General features: G+C 54.3%; 12 protein-coding genes and 1 pseudogene. 12 read left to right on the top strand and 1 reads right to left on the bottom strand.

Annotation, left to right across the window (positions count from 1 at the left end; all coding sequences use genetic code 11):
- Window positions 1–167, bottom strand: a pseudogene (locus tag DHN60_RS19945) (IS3 family transposase); the annotation flags it as partial.
- Window positions 168–269: 102 nt separating this feature from the next.
- Here DHN60_RS19945 and DHN60_RS19940 point away from each other — a divergent pair.
- From DHN60_RS19940 to DHN60_RS19885, 12 genes are all read left to right on the top strand, one after another.
- Window positions 270–1388 (top strand): ATP-binding protein, encoded by a 1119-nt coding sequence (locus tag DHN60_RS19940; RefSeq protein ID WP_255415592.1) that lies wholly within the window; start codon window positions 270–272, stop codon window positions 1386–1388.
- On the top strand, window positions 1351–2064 hold the full coding sequence (locus tag DHN60_RS19935) for a response regulator (RefSeq protein ID WP_108839074.1): 714 nt from the start codon (window positions 1351–1353) through the stop codon (window positions 2062–2064). Before DHN60_RS19940 ends, DHN60_RS19935 begins: the two co-directional genes overlap by 38 nt.
- An 851-nt stretch (window positions 2065–2915) precedes the next feature.
- Window positions 2916–3323 (top strand): universal stress protein, encoded by a 408-nt coding sequence (locus DHN60_RS19930; protein ID WP_108839073.1) that lies wholly within the window; start codon window positions 2916–2918, stop codon window positions 3321–3323.
- Between the two features lie 104 nt (window positions 3324–3427).
- Entirely contained in the window at window positions 3428–4696 is a 1269-nt protein-coding gene (locus tag DHN60_RS19925) for an APC family permease (RefSeq protein ID WP_108839072.1), read from the top strand.
- 380 nt (window positions 4697–5076) lie between these two features.
- The gene (locus DHN60_RS19920) at window positions 5077–9042 is read left to right on the top strand and encodes a hypothetical protein (RefSeq protein WP_108839071.1); all 3966 of its coding nucleotides are present in this window, start codon (window positions 5077–5079) and stop codon (window positions 9040–9042) included.
- Window positions 9043–9057: 15 nt separating this feature from the next.
- Window positions 9058–9504: a hypothetical protein gene (locus DHN60_RS19915; protein WP_108839070.1), complete on the top strand. Its 447-nt coding sequence runs from the start codon at window positions 9058–9060 to the stop codon at window positions 9502–9504.
- 343 nt (window positions 9505–9847) lie between these two features.
- Window positions 9848–11083 (top strand): BamA/TamA family outer membrane protein, encoded by a 1236-nt coding sequence (locus tag DHN60_RS19910; RefSeq protein ID WP_108839069.1) that lies wholly within the window; start codon window positions 9848–9850, stop codon window positions 11081–11083.
- Window positions 11084–11580: 497 nt separating this feature from the next.
- A complete protein-coding gene (locus DHN60_RS19905) occupies window positions 11581–12462 on the top strand; it encodes a tripartite tricarboxylate transporter substrate binding protein (protein WP_199913708.1) in 882 nt (293 codons plus the stop codon).
- A gap of 71 nt (window positions 12463–12533) precedes the next feature.
- A complete protein-coding gene (locus DHN60_RS19900) occupies window positions 12534–13094 on the top strand; it encodes a tripartite tricarboxylate transporter TctB family protein (RefSeq protein WP_108839067.1) in 561 nt (186 codons plus the stop codon).
- 4 nt (window positions 13095–13098) lie between these two features.
- Complete coding sequence (locus DHN60_RS19895) at window positions 13099–14589, top strand: tripartite tricarboxylate transporter permease (protein ID WP_108839066.1); 1491 nt, start codon at window positions 13099–13101, stop codon at window positions 14587–14589.
- A 30-nt stretch (window positions 14590–14619) separates the two neighbouring features.
- Window positions 14620–16005, top strand: a complete 1386-nt coding sequence (locus DHN60_RS19890; RefSeq protein ID WP_108839065.1) for an aldehyde dehydrogenase family protein — start codon at window positions 14620–14622, stop codon at window positions 16003–16005.
- Window positions 16002–17495 (top strand): class I adenylate-forming enzyme family protein, encoded by a 1494-nt coding sequence (locus DHN60_RS19885; protein WP_108839064.1) that lies wholly within the window; start codon window positions 16002–16004, stop codon window positions 17493–17495. Before DHN60_RS19890 ends, DHN60_RS19885 begins: the two co-directional genes overlap by 4 nt.
- The last annotated feature ends 3 nt before the right edge of the window (window positions 17496–17498 follow it).

Below are 17498 nucleotides of genomic sequence, written 5' to 3'. Positions count from 1 at the left end.
GAGATACCCTCACGACGACACAGCTCAGCTATGCTGTCCTCGCCCCTCAGACCGTCCAGGACGATCCTGATCTTCTCTTCGGACGAGTAATGCTTGCGGGTCGCTCGTTTGATGTCTTTGACGATCTTCTCGCCTGAGCTTTTGCGTGTTCCATTGGTCTGTCTCATCTTCCACTCCTCGGTGGTTACGATGAGCCAAGAACACTCTCTTAGCAATTTGCCCTATTTGGACCCATAAGCGCTGACGTCAGACAGTCCGCTCTTGGCGAATTGCTTGCCGGTGTGGCGCATGAGCTGAACAATCCGCTGTCGGTGGTTGTGGGGCATTCGCTCATGTTGAAAGAAGAGATCACAGACCCCGAATTGACGGCCCGTATCAACAAGATCGGGTCTGCTGCAGAACGGTGCGCCAAGATCGTCAAAACCTTCCTTGCTATGGCGCGACAGCAACCCAGCAAGATCGAAAACGTCGATGTTGCAGGCGTCATTGAAACGGCGGCGGATGTGGCTGGCTACGGCAACACATCGGGCGACATTGCCATTGTGCGCAACGTCTCAGACAATCTGCTGCCGATTGCCGCAGACGCAGATCAGATCACACAAGTGATCATCAACTTGATCATCAATGCAGAGCAAGCGCTGAGTAGGTCGGGCAAAGGTGACCTGATCGAAATCTCTGCCGTTTCAAACCCTGACACTGAGATGGTTGAAATCACTGTTCAAGATAACGGCCCTGGCATTCCTGCCGCCATCCGGGCGCGTATATTTGAACCTTTTTTTACCACCAAGGAGGTGGGCGAGGGAACGGGGATCGGCTTGGCTTTTTGTCACCGGATCATCCTGTCGCATGGTGGCCAGATCAGGCTTGATCAATCCGGAGCAACTGGCACGCGTTTTCGCATTACGCTTCCTGCTGCTGTGCGCGAGATGTCTGAAATAGACGCGCCAACCAACTCCGTTTCCGCGCCCGCGAACCTACGGGCCTTGATCGTTGATGATGAGGTGGACGTGGGAGAGTTGAATGCCGAAATGCTTCGAAGGGAAGGGTTCGACGTTGAGTTTGTCTCAACTGGTAAAGAAGCCCTGAAGTGCCTTCGAACATCCAATTATGACATTTTCCTCAGCGATCTGAACATGCCGGACATCGACGGACGCAAGATATACGAAACCTTAGTGTCACAATTCCCAAAGATGCTGGAAAGGACCGCCTATATTACGGGTGACACGATGGGACAAAACTCTCGTGCGCTCCTGACAGAGGCCGGTTTGCCATATCTGGAAAAACCCGTCTCACCTGCAGAACTCAGAGATCTTGTCGCAATGCTACTCGCCGAACAGAAGGACATGCCGGATGGACAATCAGAACGCGCACATTCTGGTTTGCGATGACGAGATCGACCTGCGCGAAATGCTGCAGGAGTATCTTGGCAAGCGTGGGTATAAGGTGTCCGGAGCATCAGGAGGCGCGGAATTGCGCGATATTCTCGCGCTCACTTCGGTGGATGTGATCATCATGGACATCAACATGCCAAAAGAGGATGGCTTGTCCATTCTGCGATCCTTGCGTCCGGAAAACGCGACCCCTGTTATCATGCTGACCGCTGCCGGGGATGTGGTTGACCGCATCATTGGCCTAAAAATGGGCGCGGATGATTACCTTGGTAAACCGGTTGACCTGCGTGAGCTTGAAGCCCGGATCAAGGCGATCCTGAGACGCGAAGCTATGAGTAGTCCGGCCAAGTCCAGCCAATCTGAAGCGAAACATGCGCGTTTTGGCGATTTGACCTTGGATACTGACGAGGCCAAGCTGCTGGCCGCGGATGGATCAGAAGTTCAATTGACCGCAATGGAATACAGCCTGCTCAAGGTATTTGCAGAAAACCGAGGTCGCGTTCTGAACCGGGATCAACTTTTGGAACAGGCGCATGACCGATCTTGGGACCCGTTCGACCGCAGTATCGATATCAGAATTTCCCGGTTGCGCAGAAAGCTGGAAACCAATCCGGAAAAACCGGACATCATCAAGACTGTCCGGGGAATTGGGTACCTCTATGACCCAAATTGAGTTGCTGCTGCGAGCCGCGCCGTTTTCCTACGGCTGTCGTTCACACTGTTCCTTTGGTCCAATGAGCATCTGAACAGAGCCATCGGCTGAATTAGAACCTTCATGCATACAAGGCTTGAAGCAATGAGATCATCGACTTGGCAGCGATACTGGACGTTCGATTTCCTTTGGTACTGAGAAACGCAGAAAATCTCTCTGCCCGCACGCTCCATCCAGATCAGCCATCAGACGGAACGTACTCCGACGTCTGGAATAGTCGAAAATGGAAATCCCCGCGCCCACCCAGAGCGCGGGGATTGAATCCAATTCGTTGGACTCCAGCAGTGCCGATGTCGGGACAAATGACATTGACAAGTCGAACGACCGAAAGCTTCACGCGATCCGTGAGTGTAGCTGAAAGCCGAATTTTGTTTAGCTTTAAGTCGCTCGATGTGCTGCTAGCACTCTCGAACGAGACAGGATCGCGGCCGGTCGAGCAAGAACGACTCCGTATACGTACCTATCCAAAAGTATAGTCGTTTGGGCACGTCTTTGGCTGGAACATCCAAATTTACAGCGCGCGCGCATTCTAGGCGCACCATGAGTACATGGACGTTTCGAACCAATTTCTTTGCCTGCCGGAGCAAGCATCCAAAGGTTTGACGACCCCATCTCCATTTCACATTGGCAATTTGAGATGTGTCAAAGCGTGGGGAAGCCGAAGAGATTAAGCTTGGTAGACCGAAAACCAACAGGTGGTCGTTGTGGTCCGGCCGACCCACGTGGGCGGTTTTGGGAGGAAGCTGATCACCAATTGATCCGAAACACGTGCGCCATGTTTGCCGAGTTCGGGTCGTACAAAGGAGAATGAGATGTATAGGAATATCCTTGTTGCCGTTGCTCTGGATCACTCCAAGGAAAACGGAAAGGCATTCGAGGTAGCCCGCCTCCTTGCGGACGAGGGCGCAGAAATCACAGCTCTATACGTTGTGGAAGAAATTCCAGGCTATGTCGCAAACGAGATCCCTGCCGAGATATTGTCCAACCGAAGAAATGTCGCAGAAACAGAGCTCAAAACTGAAATTGGCGGGCTCCCAAATGTGAAAGCGGTTGCTGTTATTGGGCATGCTGGGCGTACAATCGTCGACCATGCTGAGCATGAAAACGTTGACTGCATCATCATCTCATCTCACCGTCCCGGTCTTCAGGACTACTTTTTGGGATCGACAGCACACCGCGTCGTACGTCACGCAAAATGCGCAGTTCACGTCCTTCGGTGACCTAAGCACAGTGAAAAACCTGATCTGACACTTGTCGCCATTCGATTGACCAACGGTGACAGGGTTTCAGATTTTTTCTGCTCTTGTCCTAAAGGCATTAGAAAATGAGCAACGTACCTGACAGTGCCTCTGAACTTGGTTCGCAAGCGTCCAATGCCATCGAGGCGACGGGAAAACCAAAACTTCGGCGCGCCCTGACAACGCCAATGGTGGTTCTTTATGGATTGGGCGTGACGATTGGTGCGGGCATTTATGTACTCGTGGGCACCACTGCGGCAGAAGCGGGCCAGTTTGCTCCAATCGCTTTTTTGATGGCGGCGTTGGTTGTGGCATTCACGGCGTTTTCGTATGCCGAACTATCAACCAGATATCCCGTAAGCGCCGGTGAGGCTGCCTATGTTGAAGCTGGCTTCAAACGTGGCTGGCTCGCCACGATTGTCGGACTGCTCGTTGCGGCATCGGGGATGGTGTCGGCCTCAGCGGTGGCCATCGGGGCAGGGTCATATCTTCATGAATTCTGGGCTGTTTCTGAGGCGTTTCTGACGGCTTGTGTCGTGATCGTCATGGGGCTTATTGCGCTCTGGGGGATTACACAGTCAGTGACCATCGCTGCAGTGATCACAGTAATCGAAATTTCTGGTCTTGTTTTTGTGATGTATTGGGGGTTCAGCGCACCCGATCCGAAGGGTGTTTCTATTCTCGAAACCCTTACGCCTTCTGAACTTGGACATTGGGTTGGCATCGGATCGGCCTCGGTTTTGGCGTTTTTTGCATTTGTTGGTTTTGAAGACATGGCAAACGTTGCCGAGGAGGTCAAAGACCCAAAGGCAACGATGCCGAAAGCCATTTTTTGGACGTTGATACTGGCGACGGTGTTGTACATCGGAACAACGATAGCCGTATTGGTGGCTGTCCCGATCCCAACTCTGTCCGCTTCCTCCGCACCGCTATCTCTTGTCTTCGTCGAGGCCGGAGACCGAACAAAGCAGGCCTTTGGTCTGATCGCAGTAGTCGCGACTGTAAATGGGGTCCTAATTCAGATGATCATGGCGTCACGCGTCATTTACGGTCTGGCGGAACGAAACCACTTGCCAGCGATCCTGGCGAAGGTTTCGCCCTCCACACAAACTCCGATCGTTGCAACTTTGGCTGTAACGGCAATGATCTTGCTTCTCAGTCTGGCTCTGCCGATTGAGGCTCTCGCCGAGCGCACTTCTCAGATCGTTTTGGTTGTTTTCATACTGGTAAATCTTGCTTTGATAAGGCTGAAATTGAATGGCCAAAGAGTTGAAGGGACCGTTCATGCCCCACTTGTCGTGCCAATTTTGGGAGTGGTTACAAGCGCCGGACTGCTGATGATTTCAATCGCTTAAGTTCGCATTGGTATGCCGGGCACGTCACTCGCGAATAGCAGTATCTGAGGCCGACTTAATCCTAAGGCTGAACCGCTTGGCTTCTTCAGCGCGGTTGCGCCGCCTCTGCTTAATAAAAGGAGCAGGTTTTCCATCCTAGCAGAGACTGGTCAGAATTGGGCTGGCAGTCTGGCTATGTTCTGACAGTCAGCGCGGGCCTTTGGGGTGGGGGTGATCAACAACAGCATGTTGATTTCGCACCCCGAACATGAGACGCTTTGAGGATAGTAAGACATATTTTTGATATAAACTAAGTCTTGAATGCATTTCGCCAAGAGGCCTGCGTGCCTCTGATGTGCGTTGTGTATTGTGGACAGAACGCTTTAAGGACCTTGCTGCCCATGTCCAAAAAATCTGCTGCAGAGATTAAAGAAGAAGCCGCTGAGTGGGGTGAATTGATCACCAAGGCACGCAAACGCCAACTCAATTTTGCATTGGTTGTGGGTAAAGCTGGAGGTGTTGTTTTAGCCGCAGATCCCAAGAAGAATGCCAACGTGATGATGCGTCAGGCCAAGGCCAATGGCGGCACCGCAAAGGGGTGTCAGGGGGTGATGACGGTTAAAGGAAAGCGGATCGATTTTCTGGTCGATGGCGACCCGCCTCCCGGATCTTTGCTGAACCAATCCAAAAAGCACATGAAACAATTGGGAATGGCATTCAAAGTCGCCTTCGTCTTGCCTTCTGGCGAAGTGATTGACGACGGCGAGGAAGATGAAGATGCGGCCAGTGATCCTAAGCCGGCGGTCGAGGATGATGTCTCGACAGAAAAGACCAAATCAAAGGGCGATGCGGAGTCTGATGTTGTTGACGCAGTGCCAGAGACGGATCCAGATGCCGAACGGAAGTTGGCGCTGACGGCCGAGTTGAAAAAGCTAGTGCCCGGTGTCAGTGCTCTTGATCCCGCGGATCCAACAACAGAAAAACTCAAGACTGCTCTAAAGGCTATTTCGGCTGAGATTTCAGGCGGCACGCTTAACAAAGCCGAAGCATTGCTGAAATCTGTAGGTAAGGCCCTGTCCGGTACAGGCTCTGTTACGGATCAAGTGGAAGATGCAATGGCCGGCGTTGTCGAGGCGTTCCAGCCTGTGGCAGCGGATCTTGCGAGATTGCAATCTGAGGCCGCTGAACCTGTTGCCCGTAAGGCGAGGCAAATCGAGGCAAGTTTCGCCGCGATGGTCAGTGTCGCGAACCCGAAAAAGGCAATGGGTTTGATAGGCTTGGCGAAAAAGTTTGCAGAAGGCGAGCTTGCAAAATTGGGCGATCCTAAAGGGGGCTTCTTTGACGCAGCATCTGATCTGATTGGCAAGGCAGCAGGTGGGCTTTCCGAAGCGGCGAGTGACGTTGCCGAAGCGGTTACTGAAGTCGCTGAGGTCGTCTCTGAAACTGCCGACAACGTTGTTGATCTGGCGATGTTGCCTGCCAAGCAGCGGGAAGCTTTGCTTGCTTTGCGAACTGCGGATCCCGACACCTATCAAACAGCGATGGACACGCTGGACGAAATGGAAAAGGACGGGCGCATTGATGCGACGCCTGCCTCGATCGAGACCAGCCGAACAGCCCTGGAGGCTGCCAATAAAGCGGCATTGACGGCTCAGGTCGCGCTTGAGAAGGCAAAGGCGGATGTGGCCGGATTAGCGCCCGTACCAGGTTCGGCGTGGGCGACTGCACAGACTGCTTTGGCGTCTGCGCAGGCGGATTGGGAGAGCTTTAACGCTTCATTGCCAGAGCCTTCAGAAATGGATGAGGCGCAACGCAACGCGGCGATGTTGCGTGGGATGGAGCTTGATCGACTGCGCAAGGAGGCGGAAGCGGCCCTAAAGGCAGCAGCAGACGCAGCAAAAAAGCAGGCTGATGATGCGTTGGCAGCGGCCAAGGAGGCATCAGATACTGCAAACGGAGCCCAGACGGCGGCGAATAATGAGTTAAAAGGAAAGGAAGGCAAAAAGGCGATGCTGGATGCATTGAGCTTTGGCCGTTTGTCGCCAAATGCTAAGCCTGCATTCAAAGCTGAGGACAAACAGAAGTTCATCGAGGTATTCGCTAAGGATGGCGCATTGGCGCGTGACGCGCTTGACCTTGCAGCTCGATCCAAAGATCCATCTGTCATCGCGCAGAATGCGGGATTTGTAGCCGACAAGTTAAACGATGGGTTCGCAGCTCCGGATGGGCGCAAGCTCGACATGTCAGAAGACGCGATGCGGGCTATGGCGGGCAATGCGTTGCAATTGGGTGCGACAGAAGGACAAGCCTATTTCGACGGGTTTGACGCCTACCTCAAGAGCGGCAAGCAATTGGAGCCAGACCCCTATGGCGGTTTGAGCAAACCGGAAACTGACCGCAAAAAAGAAACTGCTCGCAAAAATAAGATTGCTTTGGGTCGCTCGACCGCTGTCGGAGCTGCGGTGATTGGCGACAATGGCAAAGTGGATTTCGCCAGTCCCGAAGGCAAAGAGGCGATGGATCACATGATGTTCCATCCTGGCTCTCTAAATACATTCTCGCCTCATATGACGGCGAAAATGACGGAAATGCGGGACCTTTTTGAGGGGCCGAAAGGCGCTGACGCACAAAAGCTGATCGATGCCGCCAAGGTGCCACATCCACCAATGGCGGGTGTTGTGGCTGGGTCGCAAATTATTGCCGGAACGATGGGCAAAAAGCCCGGGGAAATCGATGATGGCGATGCCAAGGCTGCCGTTATGTCAGCAATGATGACACCGCTTAGCCAAGGGCCGGTGGGCTCGTGCTTTTCTACAGCTCCGGTACGTGCGATCCGCGAGACGGATCCGCTGCGCGCTATGGAAGAGTTTCAGAAGATTGCGAGCACTGGTCAGTATGAAACGGCCGACAATCGCATCTTCCCAGCAGATACAAACCCGCCCTTGGGCGAAAACCCCATGATGCGCACTTGGGAGTATTCGGTGGCTACGGCGGCAGCAGAAAAGGCGGACAGCCAGGAACGTTTGAAGCTTAACGGTGCGCTGAGCGGACCCAATGCCCTTGGTGCTTTGTCCACTGTAATCCCTGCAGAGAAATGGAACGACAAGGTCGAGCCGGGCAAACTGCCGGTTCCGGGCATCAAGAAACAACTCGACAGGGCTATTTCTGAGAAGTTCAAGTTCGAATACAATGCAGGCCCCGAAGTGGGCGGCCCGGACGGTGGCGGTGGTGACGGCCACTCCAGCCAAGGTGGCTATCAAGTCATGTATAAAGGCAAGGCCATTACCAGCGAGGCCGAGATGGTCGCGGCACTTAAAGAAGTGACGTTAGAAGTCACAGGTCACGACGCCACCAGTGATGAAGGAAAGGCTGTACTTGATATCTTCGTTGCCAAAGACGGCGCAGGTGATCCTATTCCCGGCGCCAATTCACCGGTAGCGGATGCGTTGGTGACATCCTACGGCGGAACTGTTGGCGATGGTGAAGATCGCGCAAAGAAGAAGGCCCCATGGAATTTAACGAGCGGTGGGATGGAGTATCAGACGGCGGCAGTTCTGGAAGGTGCGCCCTACACCCGTGCAGACATCCTGGGCGAAAAGCCGGCAACTGGTGTGACGCGTTCTGCGCGCACGTCTCAGATCATCCAATCCGTGCTTGGCATCCCCGGGACAGACGATCTGGAGCCCGTCGGCACGGGCGGCGAGAACGCAGCACATGCGTTTAACGCCCTGCCAAATCACCCGTCGAATGCGAAGCTGCAAGGCCCTGACATGGCGGCGAAAATTCAATCGGAATTGGTGGCGCCCGGGCAAGCCGTTGCCGCTGCCAAGTTGCCAGCGGATCGCGCAGCGCGTATGTTTGATGACCAGATCAAGGCAATGGCCGCCAAGGCCGATGACATAGAGCGACCTCTTTTGATCGCCGCATTGGCAAATAAGCCGACGACAGAAATGACGCCGCAAGAAGTCAACGACAAGATTCAAGCCGAAGTTGTCGCCTACCGCGACGTGGTTGCCCAAAAGAGAGCAGATGCCTACGTTGCAGATAAAGAACCGACAGCAGACAATCCGCGCAAGGCTGTGATCCTGAACTTTTACAAGAGTCAGGTGAAGGACCAGGTGGACCAAGACATCGGTTCCTATTTGATGGAACGGTTGCCAATGCCCGAAGTTGTGATTGCCGATTCCAATTGGGGAGGACCTGAGGGACAGACATTGTTCGTCGCTGCTCCCGATCCAAGAACTGGCGATTTGATCTTGTGGAAGAAAGACGAGTTCAGCGGCGAGATGACACCATTGGGTCAAAACTGGGAAGACGGCACGTGGGACAGTATGGCTCCGACCGCTCCCGCCCCGGCGACCCCTTAAGAACGGAGAGACAAGATGAACGATGACTTGCCTTTGATCAACTACGACGTCTCTGTGAGTGGGGCGCCTTATGTGACAATTGACGATGCACAGGTGACCACACCAACCGATCTTATTGCTGCGGCACCGTTTCTGGATGGCGAGGATCATTTATATACCCACGCATTTCTGCTCAATCACATGGCCGAAGGATACAGCCATGCGTTGATAGACGATGTTGCTGCCTTCCAAGCGGAATACATGGAACGATATAACGCCGAAGACCCGGACGAAGAACGCGGACCGGGAACTGTGCGACTGCACAACTTTGGGATCCCAGATTTTGCATCCATGCATCAACCGATGAAAATTGGTGATGAGCTTGTTTTCTTTGTGGAAAACAAGTTTCTGGGCGTGCCTTACAAGGTCACTATGGGTCCGTCGCGAAAACTCAACTACGCGCCCGTGGCTATGGCGGAATAGGTCTGGGACCAAGATAAAAAGACTGGGACCCGACGGTCAGAGCGGCTTGAGTATAAGCACGCCTGAAACTGTCCGTGGGCCAAACAAAAGAGCAGTGAAAACGCTTGGAAAACGCTTCTTTTGATGACTGCGCCTGCTTCCTTTGGCGCGGTGGAACGCCCGACCGTTCGTCCGGACGGGCATTCTTTTCCCAGCATCCCAACAACCAGCTTGGTAAGCGAACTGACGAGTAGATGAGCGCAAAAAAGGCGGTGCGATGGGCGAGCGCACGAGACGTCGGCGCATGAATGCCCGTCGCACACTGGAGAACTGGCTTGCATAGTCCATCGGATGTAGGTGTTTTATGATTGGAAATTCGGATCTGGCTTCGTCTGCGAAATTGGACAAAACGCTAAAAACTGATGTGACTATGGTGATCGAGATGACACAAGTAATGCCAGACCAAAAATTGGGTTTTCTGACAGGCAGAGGCGGACGCTGCGGCCCAAACCTCGCCGTATTGGCGACAGCGCTGGTCTGCATTGGTGGTCAGTGCGCCGCCCAATCTGGGCCTTTCAAAAATGGTGCTGCCGTTCCTGAAACTGAAACGGCCGAAGCTGTCGGCGTTCGCAACGGCTCGTTCATTGTTGCTCCGATTCCGTTTTCCAGCCCATCCCTCGGCGCGGGGTTGGCCCTGGGTGGTGCTTATCTATTTCGCGCGGATGAAGGGTCAAATTCTTCCACAGTCGGGTTCGGCGCATTCAAGTCCGACAATGATAGCGAAGGCTATGCTCTTGGCTGGGACGTGAATTTTGGCAATGGAGAATGGACGACCAGCTTTCTTTTGGCTGATGCGAACTTGAACTATGACCTCTATGTTGCTGGTTTTCCAATTCCGGTCTCGCAATCCTTGCAAGGATACACGATTGGGTTTGCGCGCTCCATTTCAGAACAAGTTGAGATTGGAATCGGGATTGGTTACGGCGAGTCGGAAGTGCAGTTGCGCGGCGGTGGCGCTCTGCCGCCAATATTGGAAGCTGCCACTCAGCTAAAGCTTGCGCGACTTACGTTTGATGTCGAACGCGACTTTCGAGATGACAATTTCTATCCGACCACCGGGTCGCTTTCCACAGGATCACTGATCTACGGGCGTGCAGTTGACAATGGAGAGCTGCACTACGGAAAGCTTGTGCTCACATCCAATTACTACTGGCCGGTTACCGAAAAAGGGGTCCTCGCCGTCCGTGGATCGGTCTGTGCCTCGACGGACGAAGCTCCTTTCTTTGACAGTTGCGCTCTTGGTGGGGTGGATGCCTTTCGCGGGTACGTTGCGACTGAATTCATCGATAACGCACTGTTATCTGCCCAAGTGGAGTATCGAGGCCGATTGACTAACCGATTGGGGTTTGTTGCCTTCGCGGGCATCGGTAGCGTTGGCGAAGACTTTGGGGACGCTTTAGGAAATGATCTTAAGGTTGCGGTTGGCATCGGCGCACGCATCCGTCTGTCCAAAACTTTCCCCGTCGATTACGCAATTGACCTGTCCTACAACGAGGCTCAAGAAAGCATCCTGTACGTTTCAGTGGGTCAGAGGTTTTGAATCGCGCTTGGTAAAACCAATCCCGTCGATGTCGGAACAAGCCCAGATACACCCCGCGGCACTACTCTCGATTGTCAGAATATACCCTTGTTCACCGCATTGAGTGGCCGCCGCTAGCGGCCCTAGGTTTGAGATATATTTATTAATATCAGAAGTTTATTGGAATCGTGCATACCGTTCTGGGCTTTCAGAGCTGTTGGCGGCATGACCTCAAAGCACAGCAACTTGAATTCTGGACAGAAAGCTTCATCGTCCCTAATGTCGTTACATAGGAGATCATTGATGTGTCATTGATCTCTGTGTCGAGAGACAAAAGAAGCCTTGTACAAAAACAAACCAAACAAGGCGCGTCAGGGAGGACGATTATGAATAGACTGCTCGGAACATCGATTGTTTCCGTTTTTTTGGCGACGGGAACGGCCGCTCTTGCATTTGAATGTGTGCGACCGGAAGCGTCGTTCGATAAGCCTGATGGGTTCCCGGAAAGGGCCCTCACCATGGTGGTTCCATACGGGCCCGCAGGTGGTTCGGGGCAAGTTGCGGCGGCAATGGCTGAGGCTGTAACCGAATTGACCGGCGTTGCAATCAACCGCGACCACAAACCCGGTGGGTCGGGTACGGTTGGCATGACCGCTTACATGGCGTCGCCTGCAGACGGCTACAACGTTCTTGAGCACATTGATGACGCGTCATCTGCACATGCGTTGGATTCCTCGGTGCCCAACCCGGCCTCGGATCTGATCCCCCTTGTGGTCAGCCAGGTAACCTTCTCGCAAATCTATATCCGCACCAATGAGGACCGCTTTTCGGACTGGCCCTCATTTGTGGAATGGGTGAAAGCGCAAGACGGCAAAGCGACGATCGCCAACGTGTCCAAAGAAGGCTCGATGGAGCGTGTGACGATGAAGTTCATCACAGACGCCAGCGGGATGACAATCCAGCAGATCTCGTTTGACAAAGGCGCGCCGCGCTATGGCGCCCTGCTGGGTGGCCAGGTCGACGCGCTCTTTGAACAACCGGGCGACGTGCGCAACTTCCTTGATGCGGGTCAGTTCAAGCCGATCCTCACCATTTTTGATGAGCGTCCAGGCGTGTTTGCCGACACACCAACGCACCGTGAAATGGGCATGGATTTCGACCCACTGCTGCGCTTCCGCGGTTTTTATGTGCATGCAGATGCGCCAGCAGACCGTGTGGAGTGGCTGAAATGGGCTTTCCAGCGCGGATATTGCGAAGACAGCTATCAGTCGTTCAACGAAAGCAAGTTCATGACCGTGATCGACAGCTATCGTGATACTGACGGTGCCCGGGAACTGATCGACCGCTCTGTTGAGCAATACCGTGATGTCTACAAGGCCATGGGCCTGGATGTGAAGTAAATCAAGCGGTTAACGCATTGCGTGGCGCCTTTGGGCGCCACGTTTTTTATGGGCAGGTTGGGGAAGCTATCATGGGACGTCTGAACCGTTCGCATCTGATCGAAGCTGTTGTGTGGCTTTTGATTGTGGCCGTGTTTTACGCCTACTCATTCGAGTTCAATCAACCGATCGAGATTTATATCTTCGGGGCCACAGCATGGCCGCGCGTTGTCATTGCGCTGCTTTTGATCGCGACCATCGGCAACGTCTACTATCAATACAAGAATGGTTCAGACTCACAGTCCGGTATCGTCGGAGCGACGCCAGATCAGGATGATGGTGCGGACTTCAGTGACAGCTCCACATTGCTCCGAATGTTGGCAGTGCTGTTTACGCCGTTTGTGTTTGCGTGGCTTCTAAAACCAGTTGGCATTTACTTCAGCGCGCCATTCTTCATCGCAGCGATTATGTGGCTTTTTGGCGAGCGTCGCTGGAAGGCAATACTGATCATGACACTCGTCATCTATGCAATCTTCATCGGTCTATTTCTGGTGGTGCTGAATGCGCCCTTGCCGCAAGGCAACACCTCGCCCTTCTATGATTTCAGTGCGTGGATCCTGACCATGAACACCAAACTACAGGCTATGTGGTAACACGATGATCGAAAATTTTCTCGCCGGATCGGCTGCCCTATTCGGCGATCCATTCACCATCGGCATTTTTGTTTTCGGCGTTATCGGAGGTATGCTTTTCGGAGCGATCCCGGGCGTCAGTATGCTGACCCTTGCCGCAATTCTGCTGCCGTTCACGGCATCTTTGGAACCAGCGCAGGGTGTGATGTTGTTTGCTGTCATTTACTGTACTGGTACGTATGGTGGGGCGATTACTGCGATCCTGTTCAACATTCCCGGCTCGCCAGAAAACGCGCCGACCGCCTTTGACGGTTATCCTATGACGCAAAAGGGCGAGTCTGGCAAAGCTGTCGGCGCCGCAGTTTTGTGTTCAGCTATCGGCGGTATTGCCTCGGCTCTGGTGATGATGGCGGCAACGGAGCCTTTGGCCAACTGGGCGATCCAGAACATCGGTCCACCAGAGATTTTCGCGCTCGTGTTTTTTGGGCTTGCTGTGGCGTCATCCGTGGGTGCACGCACCATTTGGAAAGGCTGGATGTCGGTTCTGATCGGTCTTTTGATTTCCACCATTGGTCAGGACCCAGTGGGTGGCATCAACCGCTATAATTTTGGTTTGACCGATCTGGCCGCTGGCATTGCTTTTGTCCCTGCGATCCTCGGCTTTTTTGCGGTTTCAGAGATATTTGTGCAGGCCGAGCGCACGGCAGCGGGCAAGTACAAAGCTCCCAAGGTCAGCATGGCCTTTCCTTCATTCCTTGAACTTTGGATGCATAAATTTGCTGTTCTGCGGTCGATCCTAGTTGGGTTCTTCTGTGGCATCCTGCCCGGCATTGGCGCCACACTGGCTGCCTTCATGGGGTACGGCGAAGCGGTGCGCTGGTCCAAGAACAAAGAAGAGTTCGGCAAAGGTAAGCTGGAAGGCGTCATTTCATCCGAAACCGCCAATAACGCGGCCACAGGGGCGGCAATGATCCCGCTTCTGGCGCTTGGTCTGCCGGGGGGGGCGCTGACCGCAATGATGGTTGCGGTGTTCCAGATGCACGACCTGCAACCCGGCCCGTTGGTTTTTTACACCTCGCCTGATCTGATCTGGGTGGTGTTCGCGGCCATGTTTTATGCCAACCTTTCAATCCTGATCATTGGCGTTATCGAAACCAAGACGATCCTGAATCTCTTAAAAATCCCGTTCCAGTTCTTGGCCCCACTCATCCTGATGCTCGCCACGATTGGCGCCTATATCAGCCGGGGTCTGGTGCTCGACGTGATCGTGATGTTCCTCGCAGGCATCCTTGGCTACCTGCTGCGCCGGACCGGATTTTCGATCCCCGGAATCGTGCTTGGTTTGATCCTTGGCACAATCGGCGAGCAGAACTTTGCGCAAGGTATGCAGATGGTTCACTACGATCTTGGCACATATTTCTCGCGCCCGATTTGTTCGGTCCTGATTGCGGCAGGCACTTTGACGCTGCTGACAAGCGTGTATAAGGCCTTTGCCCCCGCAAAAAAGCCAGCCTGACTGGTTCTGATCTGTGAAAAGGATGCACTGATGAGCGATGACAGCATTCAGGCAATCGTTGCCCGTTCCCGCGCGGCCCAAGCACGTTACGAGGCAAACGGATCGCAAGCCCGATACGATCGTGCTGCACAGGCAGTGGCTTGGGCCATCATGGAACCCGCGCGTAACAAAGAGCTTGCAGAGCTTGCCGTGGCAACCACGGGCCTTGGAAACGTGCCGGACAAGATTACCAAAAACCATCGCAAGACGCTGGGCCTGATGCGTGACATTCAAAACGCCAAGACCTTTGGTGTGGTGTCGGACGATGCGGCCACGGGCATCACTGAAATTGCCCGCGCCAAGGGTGTTGTTGGGGCGATTGTGCCTTCGACCAACCCAGCCGCAACGCCGGCCAACAACATCATCAACGCGTTGAAATGTGGAAACTCGATCATCGTCGCGCCATCGCCAAAAGGGGTGGCGAGCGCTGAGCGGCTTCTTGGCTTTATCCATGCTGAATTTGCAAAGATCGGCGAAGACCCCGATCTCGTACAAATGGTCCCGGCACCCGGATCAAAGGAAAAAACTCAATCGCTCATGGAATTGTGCGATATGATTGTGGCCACGGGCAGCCAGAACAACGTGCATCGTGCGCAGACTGCGGGGACACCGGCCGTGGCCGTTGGCGCGGGCAACGTTGCGGTGATCGTGGACGAAACCGCAGACCTAGCCGCTGCTGCCGAAAAGATCCGCGCATCCAAGTGTTTTGACAACGCGACATCCTGTTCGTCGGAGAACTCGGTCGTCGTGGTCGATGCCATCTACGACGCCTTCGTGGCCGCGATGGCAGGGGCAGGCGGTGCGCTTGTGGTTGATGAAGCAGGCATTGTTGAAAAACTCTGGCCCGGCGGTCACCTGAACCGAGAAGTCATTGCGCAAGACGCAGACAAGATGATTGCAGCGCTCGATCTCGATGTACCCGAGGGCACCGACTACATCGCGGTGACGACTTCTGGCATTGGGCCGGACCACCCGTTGTCAGGTGAGAAATTGAGCCGGGTTCTGGCGCTCTATCGCGCCTCCGATTTTGATGATGCGGTCAAGGTCGCGCGCGACATCCAGCTGCATCAAGGCGCAGGCCATTCCGTTGGCTTGCATTCAACCAATACAGATCGACCAATGATTTTGGCCAATGCGATCCCGACCAGCCGGGTCATCGTCAATCAGGCGCATACCTTTGCCACGGGCGGTTCTTTTACCAACGGCATGCCGTTTTCGCTGTCGATGGGATGCGGGACTTGGGGCGGCAATTCGGTGAATGACAACGTCAACTACCGCAACTTCCTGCAATCAACAAAGATTGTGCGCGAGATCCCAGAAAATGAACCCGCTTTGGAAGACATTTTTGGAACCTACTGGGAAGAAACAGGCAAATGAAGTTGAGCACGGCCTTGCCGCCTGAGGGCACAGTTCGTGATTGGCTGAATGCCCGCGCCGATGCTGGTGGAACAGCGATCACCTTTCCCGAAACAGGGCAAGAACTGAGTTGGGCTGAGCTAAGGGCAACTGCTGCCGAAACAGCGGCTGATCTCACGTCCCAGGGCATTGAAAAGGGCGAAAGCATCGCTGTGGTGCATCCCAACGGACTGGAGGGGGTCAAGGCGCTCTACGCGGCGCTCTATGGCGGCTTTCGTGTCACAATGATCAACCTTGCTGCTGGTCCGGACGCGATTGGCTATGCGCTTGATCATTCCGGGGCGCGCGTTGCCTTCGTGCATGAGGCACAAATCGAGATGTTCAATGCGGCCCGGCCAGAGCGGATGTCGCTTTATGCCCCGACAGGCGGCTTGGCAACGCTGCATGATCTGAACGCAAGCGACGACGCGCTTTTGATGTACACGTCCGGGACCACGGGCCGCCCCAAGGGGGTGGTACATACCCATTCCAGCCTGCTCGCCGGTGGCTGGACCGTCAGCAAAGCCCATCACCTTACACCCGACGATCGCGCCTTTGGTGTGCTGCCGTTCTACCACATCAACGGGCTCTGCGTTTCCGTGATGGGCAGCCTCGTGTCCGGCGGTTCGCTTGCGATGGTATCGCGCTTCTCTGCCAGCCAGTTCTGGGATCAGGCAGAGAAAGGCGGGATCACATGGTTCTCTGTTGTACCGACCATCATTAGCCACCTGTTGCACGGCAAAGCGGATCCCTCAGACGCGCTCAAATCGCGATTGCGTTTCGGGCGCTCCGCGTCCTCGGCGCTTGCGGTCGAGACGCAAAACGCCTTTCAGAAGCGGTTTGGCATTTCGATTGTCGAAACCATGGGCCTCACCGAAACAGCCGCGCAATGCCTGTCCAATCCCCTTGATCCGGCACAGCAGAAAATTGGCTCTCCCGGCTACGGCATCGGCAACGATGGACGTATTGCAGATGAGAAAGGGCAGCTTTGTGCTGTTGGCGAGGAAGGAGAGATTCAAATTCGTGGCCCGAATGTCATGAAGGAATACCTTAAGAACCCCGAAGCGACGCGTGAGACTTTCATCGGAGACTGGCTGCGCACAGGCGATCTGGGCCGCATCGACGCAGATGGGTTCATTTTCGTGACTGGTCGATTGAAAGAGTTGATCATCAAGGGCGGCGAGAACATCGCCCCGCGCGAGATTGACGAAGCACTCTATGAACATGGCGACGTTGTTGAGGCGGCAGCTTTTGCCCGTCCGAACCCGGAGTATGGCGAAAGGGTCGAAGCGGCCGTGCGCCTGAGCGAGGGCTCGTCAGCCACGGCGGATGATCTGCTGGCCTTGTGCATAGAGCGTGTTGGCAAGTTCAAGGCCCCGGACCACGTGCATTTGATGGACGAGCTACCCAAGGGGCCTTCGGGCAAAATCCAGCGACTGTACCTGAACGAATTGCTGTACGGCAAAGGGTAGCTT

Source organism: Tateyamaria sp. Alg231-49 (assembly GCF_900143535.1).
Lineage (GTDB): Bacteria > Pseudomonadota > Alphaproteobacteria > Rhodobacterales > Rhodobacteraceae > Tateyamaria.
Note: the sequence above shows the minus strand (reverse complement) of the source record. Positions and strands in the feature narration are given on the sequence as shown.

Bases quoted from the DNA above. Each gene is read 5' to 3' on its own strand.
- DHN60_RS19935 (WP_108839074.1), top strand. From the start codon at position 1,351: ATGGACAATCAGAACGCGCACATTCTGGTTTGCGATGACGAGATCGAC.
- DHN60_RS19930 (WP_108839073.1), top strand. From the start codon at position 2,916: ATGTATAGGAATATCCTTGTTGCCGTTGCTCTGGATCACTCCAAGGAA.
- DHN60_RS19925 (WP_108839072.1), top strand. From the start codon at position 3,428: ATGAGCAACGTACCTGACAGTGCCTCTGAACTTGGTTCGCAAGCGTCC.
- DHN60_RS19920 (WP_108839071.1), top strand. From the start codon at position 5,077: ATGTCCAAAAAATCTGCTGCAGAGATTAAAGAAGAAGCCGCTGAGTGG.
- DHN60_RS19915 (WP_108839070.1), top strand. From the start codon at position 9,058: ATGAACGATGACTTGCCTTTGATCAACTACGACGTCTCTGTGAGTGGG.
- DHN60_RS19910 (WP_108839069.1), top strand. From the start codon at position 9,848: ATGATTGGAAATTCGGATCTGGCTTCGTCTGCGAAATTGGACAAAACG.
- DHN60_RS19905 (WP_199913708.1), top strand. From the start codon at position 11,581: ATGGTGGTTCCATACGGGCCCGCAGGTGGTTCGGGGCAAGTTGCGGCG.
- DHN60_RS19900 (WP_108839067.1), top strand. From the start codon at position 12,534: ATGGGACGTCTGAACCGTTCGCATCTGATCGAAGCTGTTGTGTGGCTT.
- DHN60_RS19895 (WP_108839066.1), top strand. From the start codon at position 13,099: ATGATCGAAAATTTTCTCGCCGGATCGGCTGCCCTATTCGGCGATCCA.
- DHN60_RS19890 (WP_108839065.1), top strand. From the start codon at position 14,620: ATGAGCGATGACAGCATTCAGGCAATCGTTGCCCGTTCCCGCGCGGCC.
- DHN60_RS19885 (WP_108839064.1), top strand. From the start codon at position 16,002: ATGAAGTTGAGCACGGCCTTGCCGCCTGAGGGCACAGTTCGTGATTGG.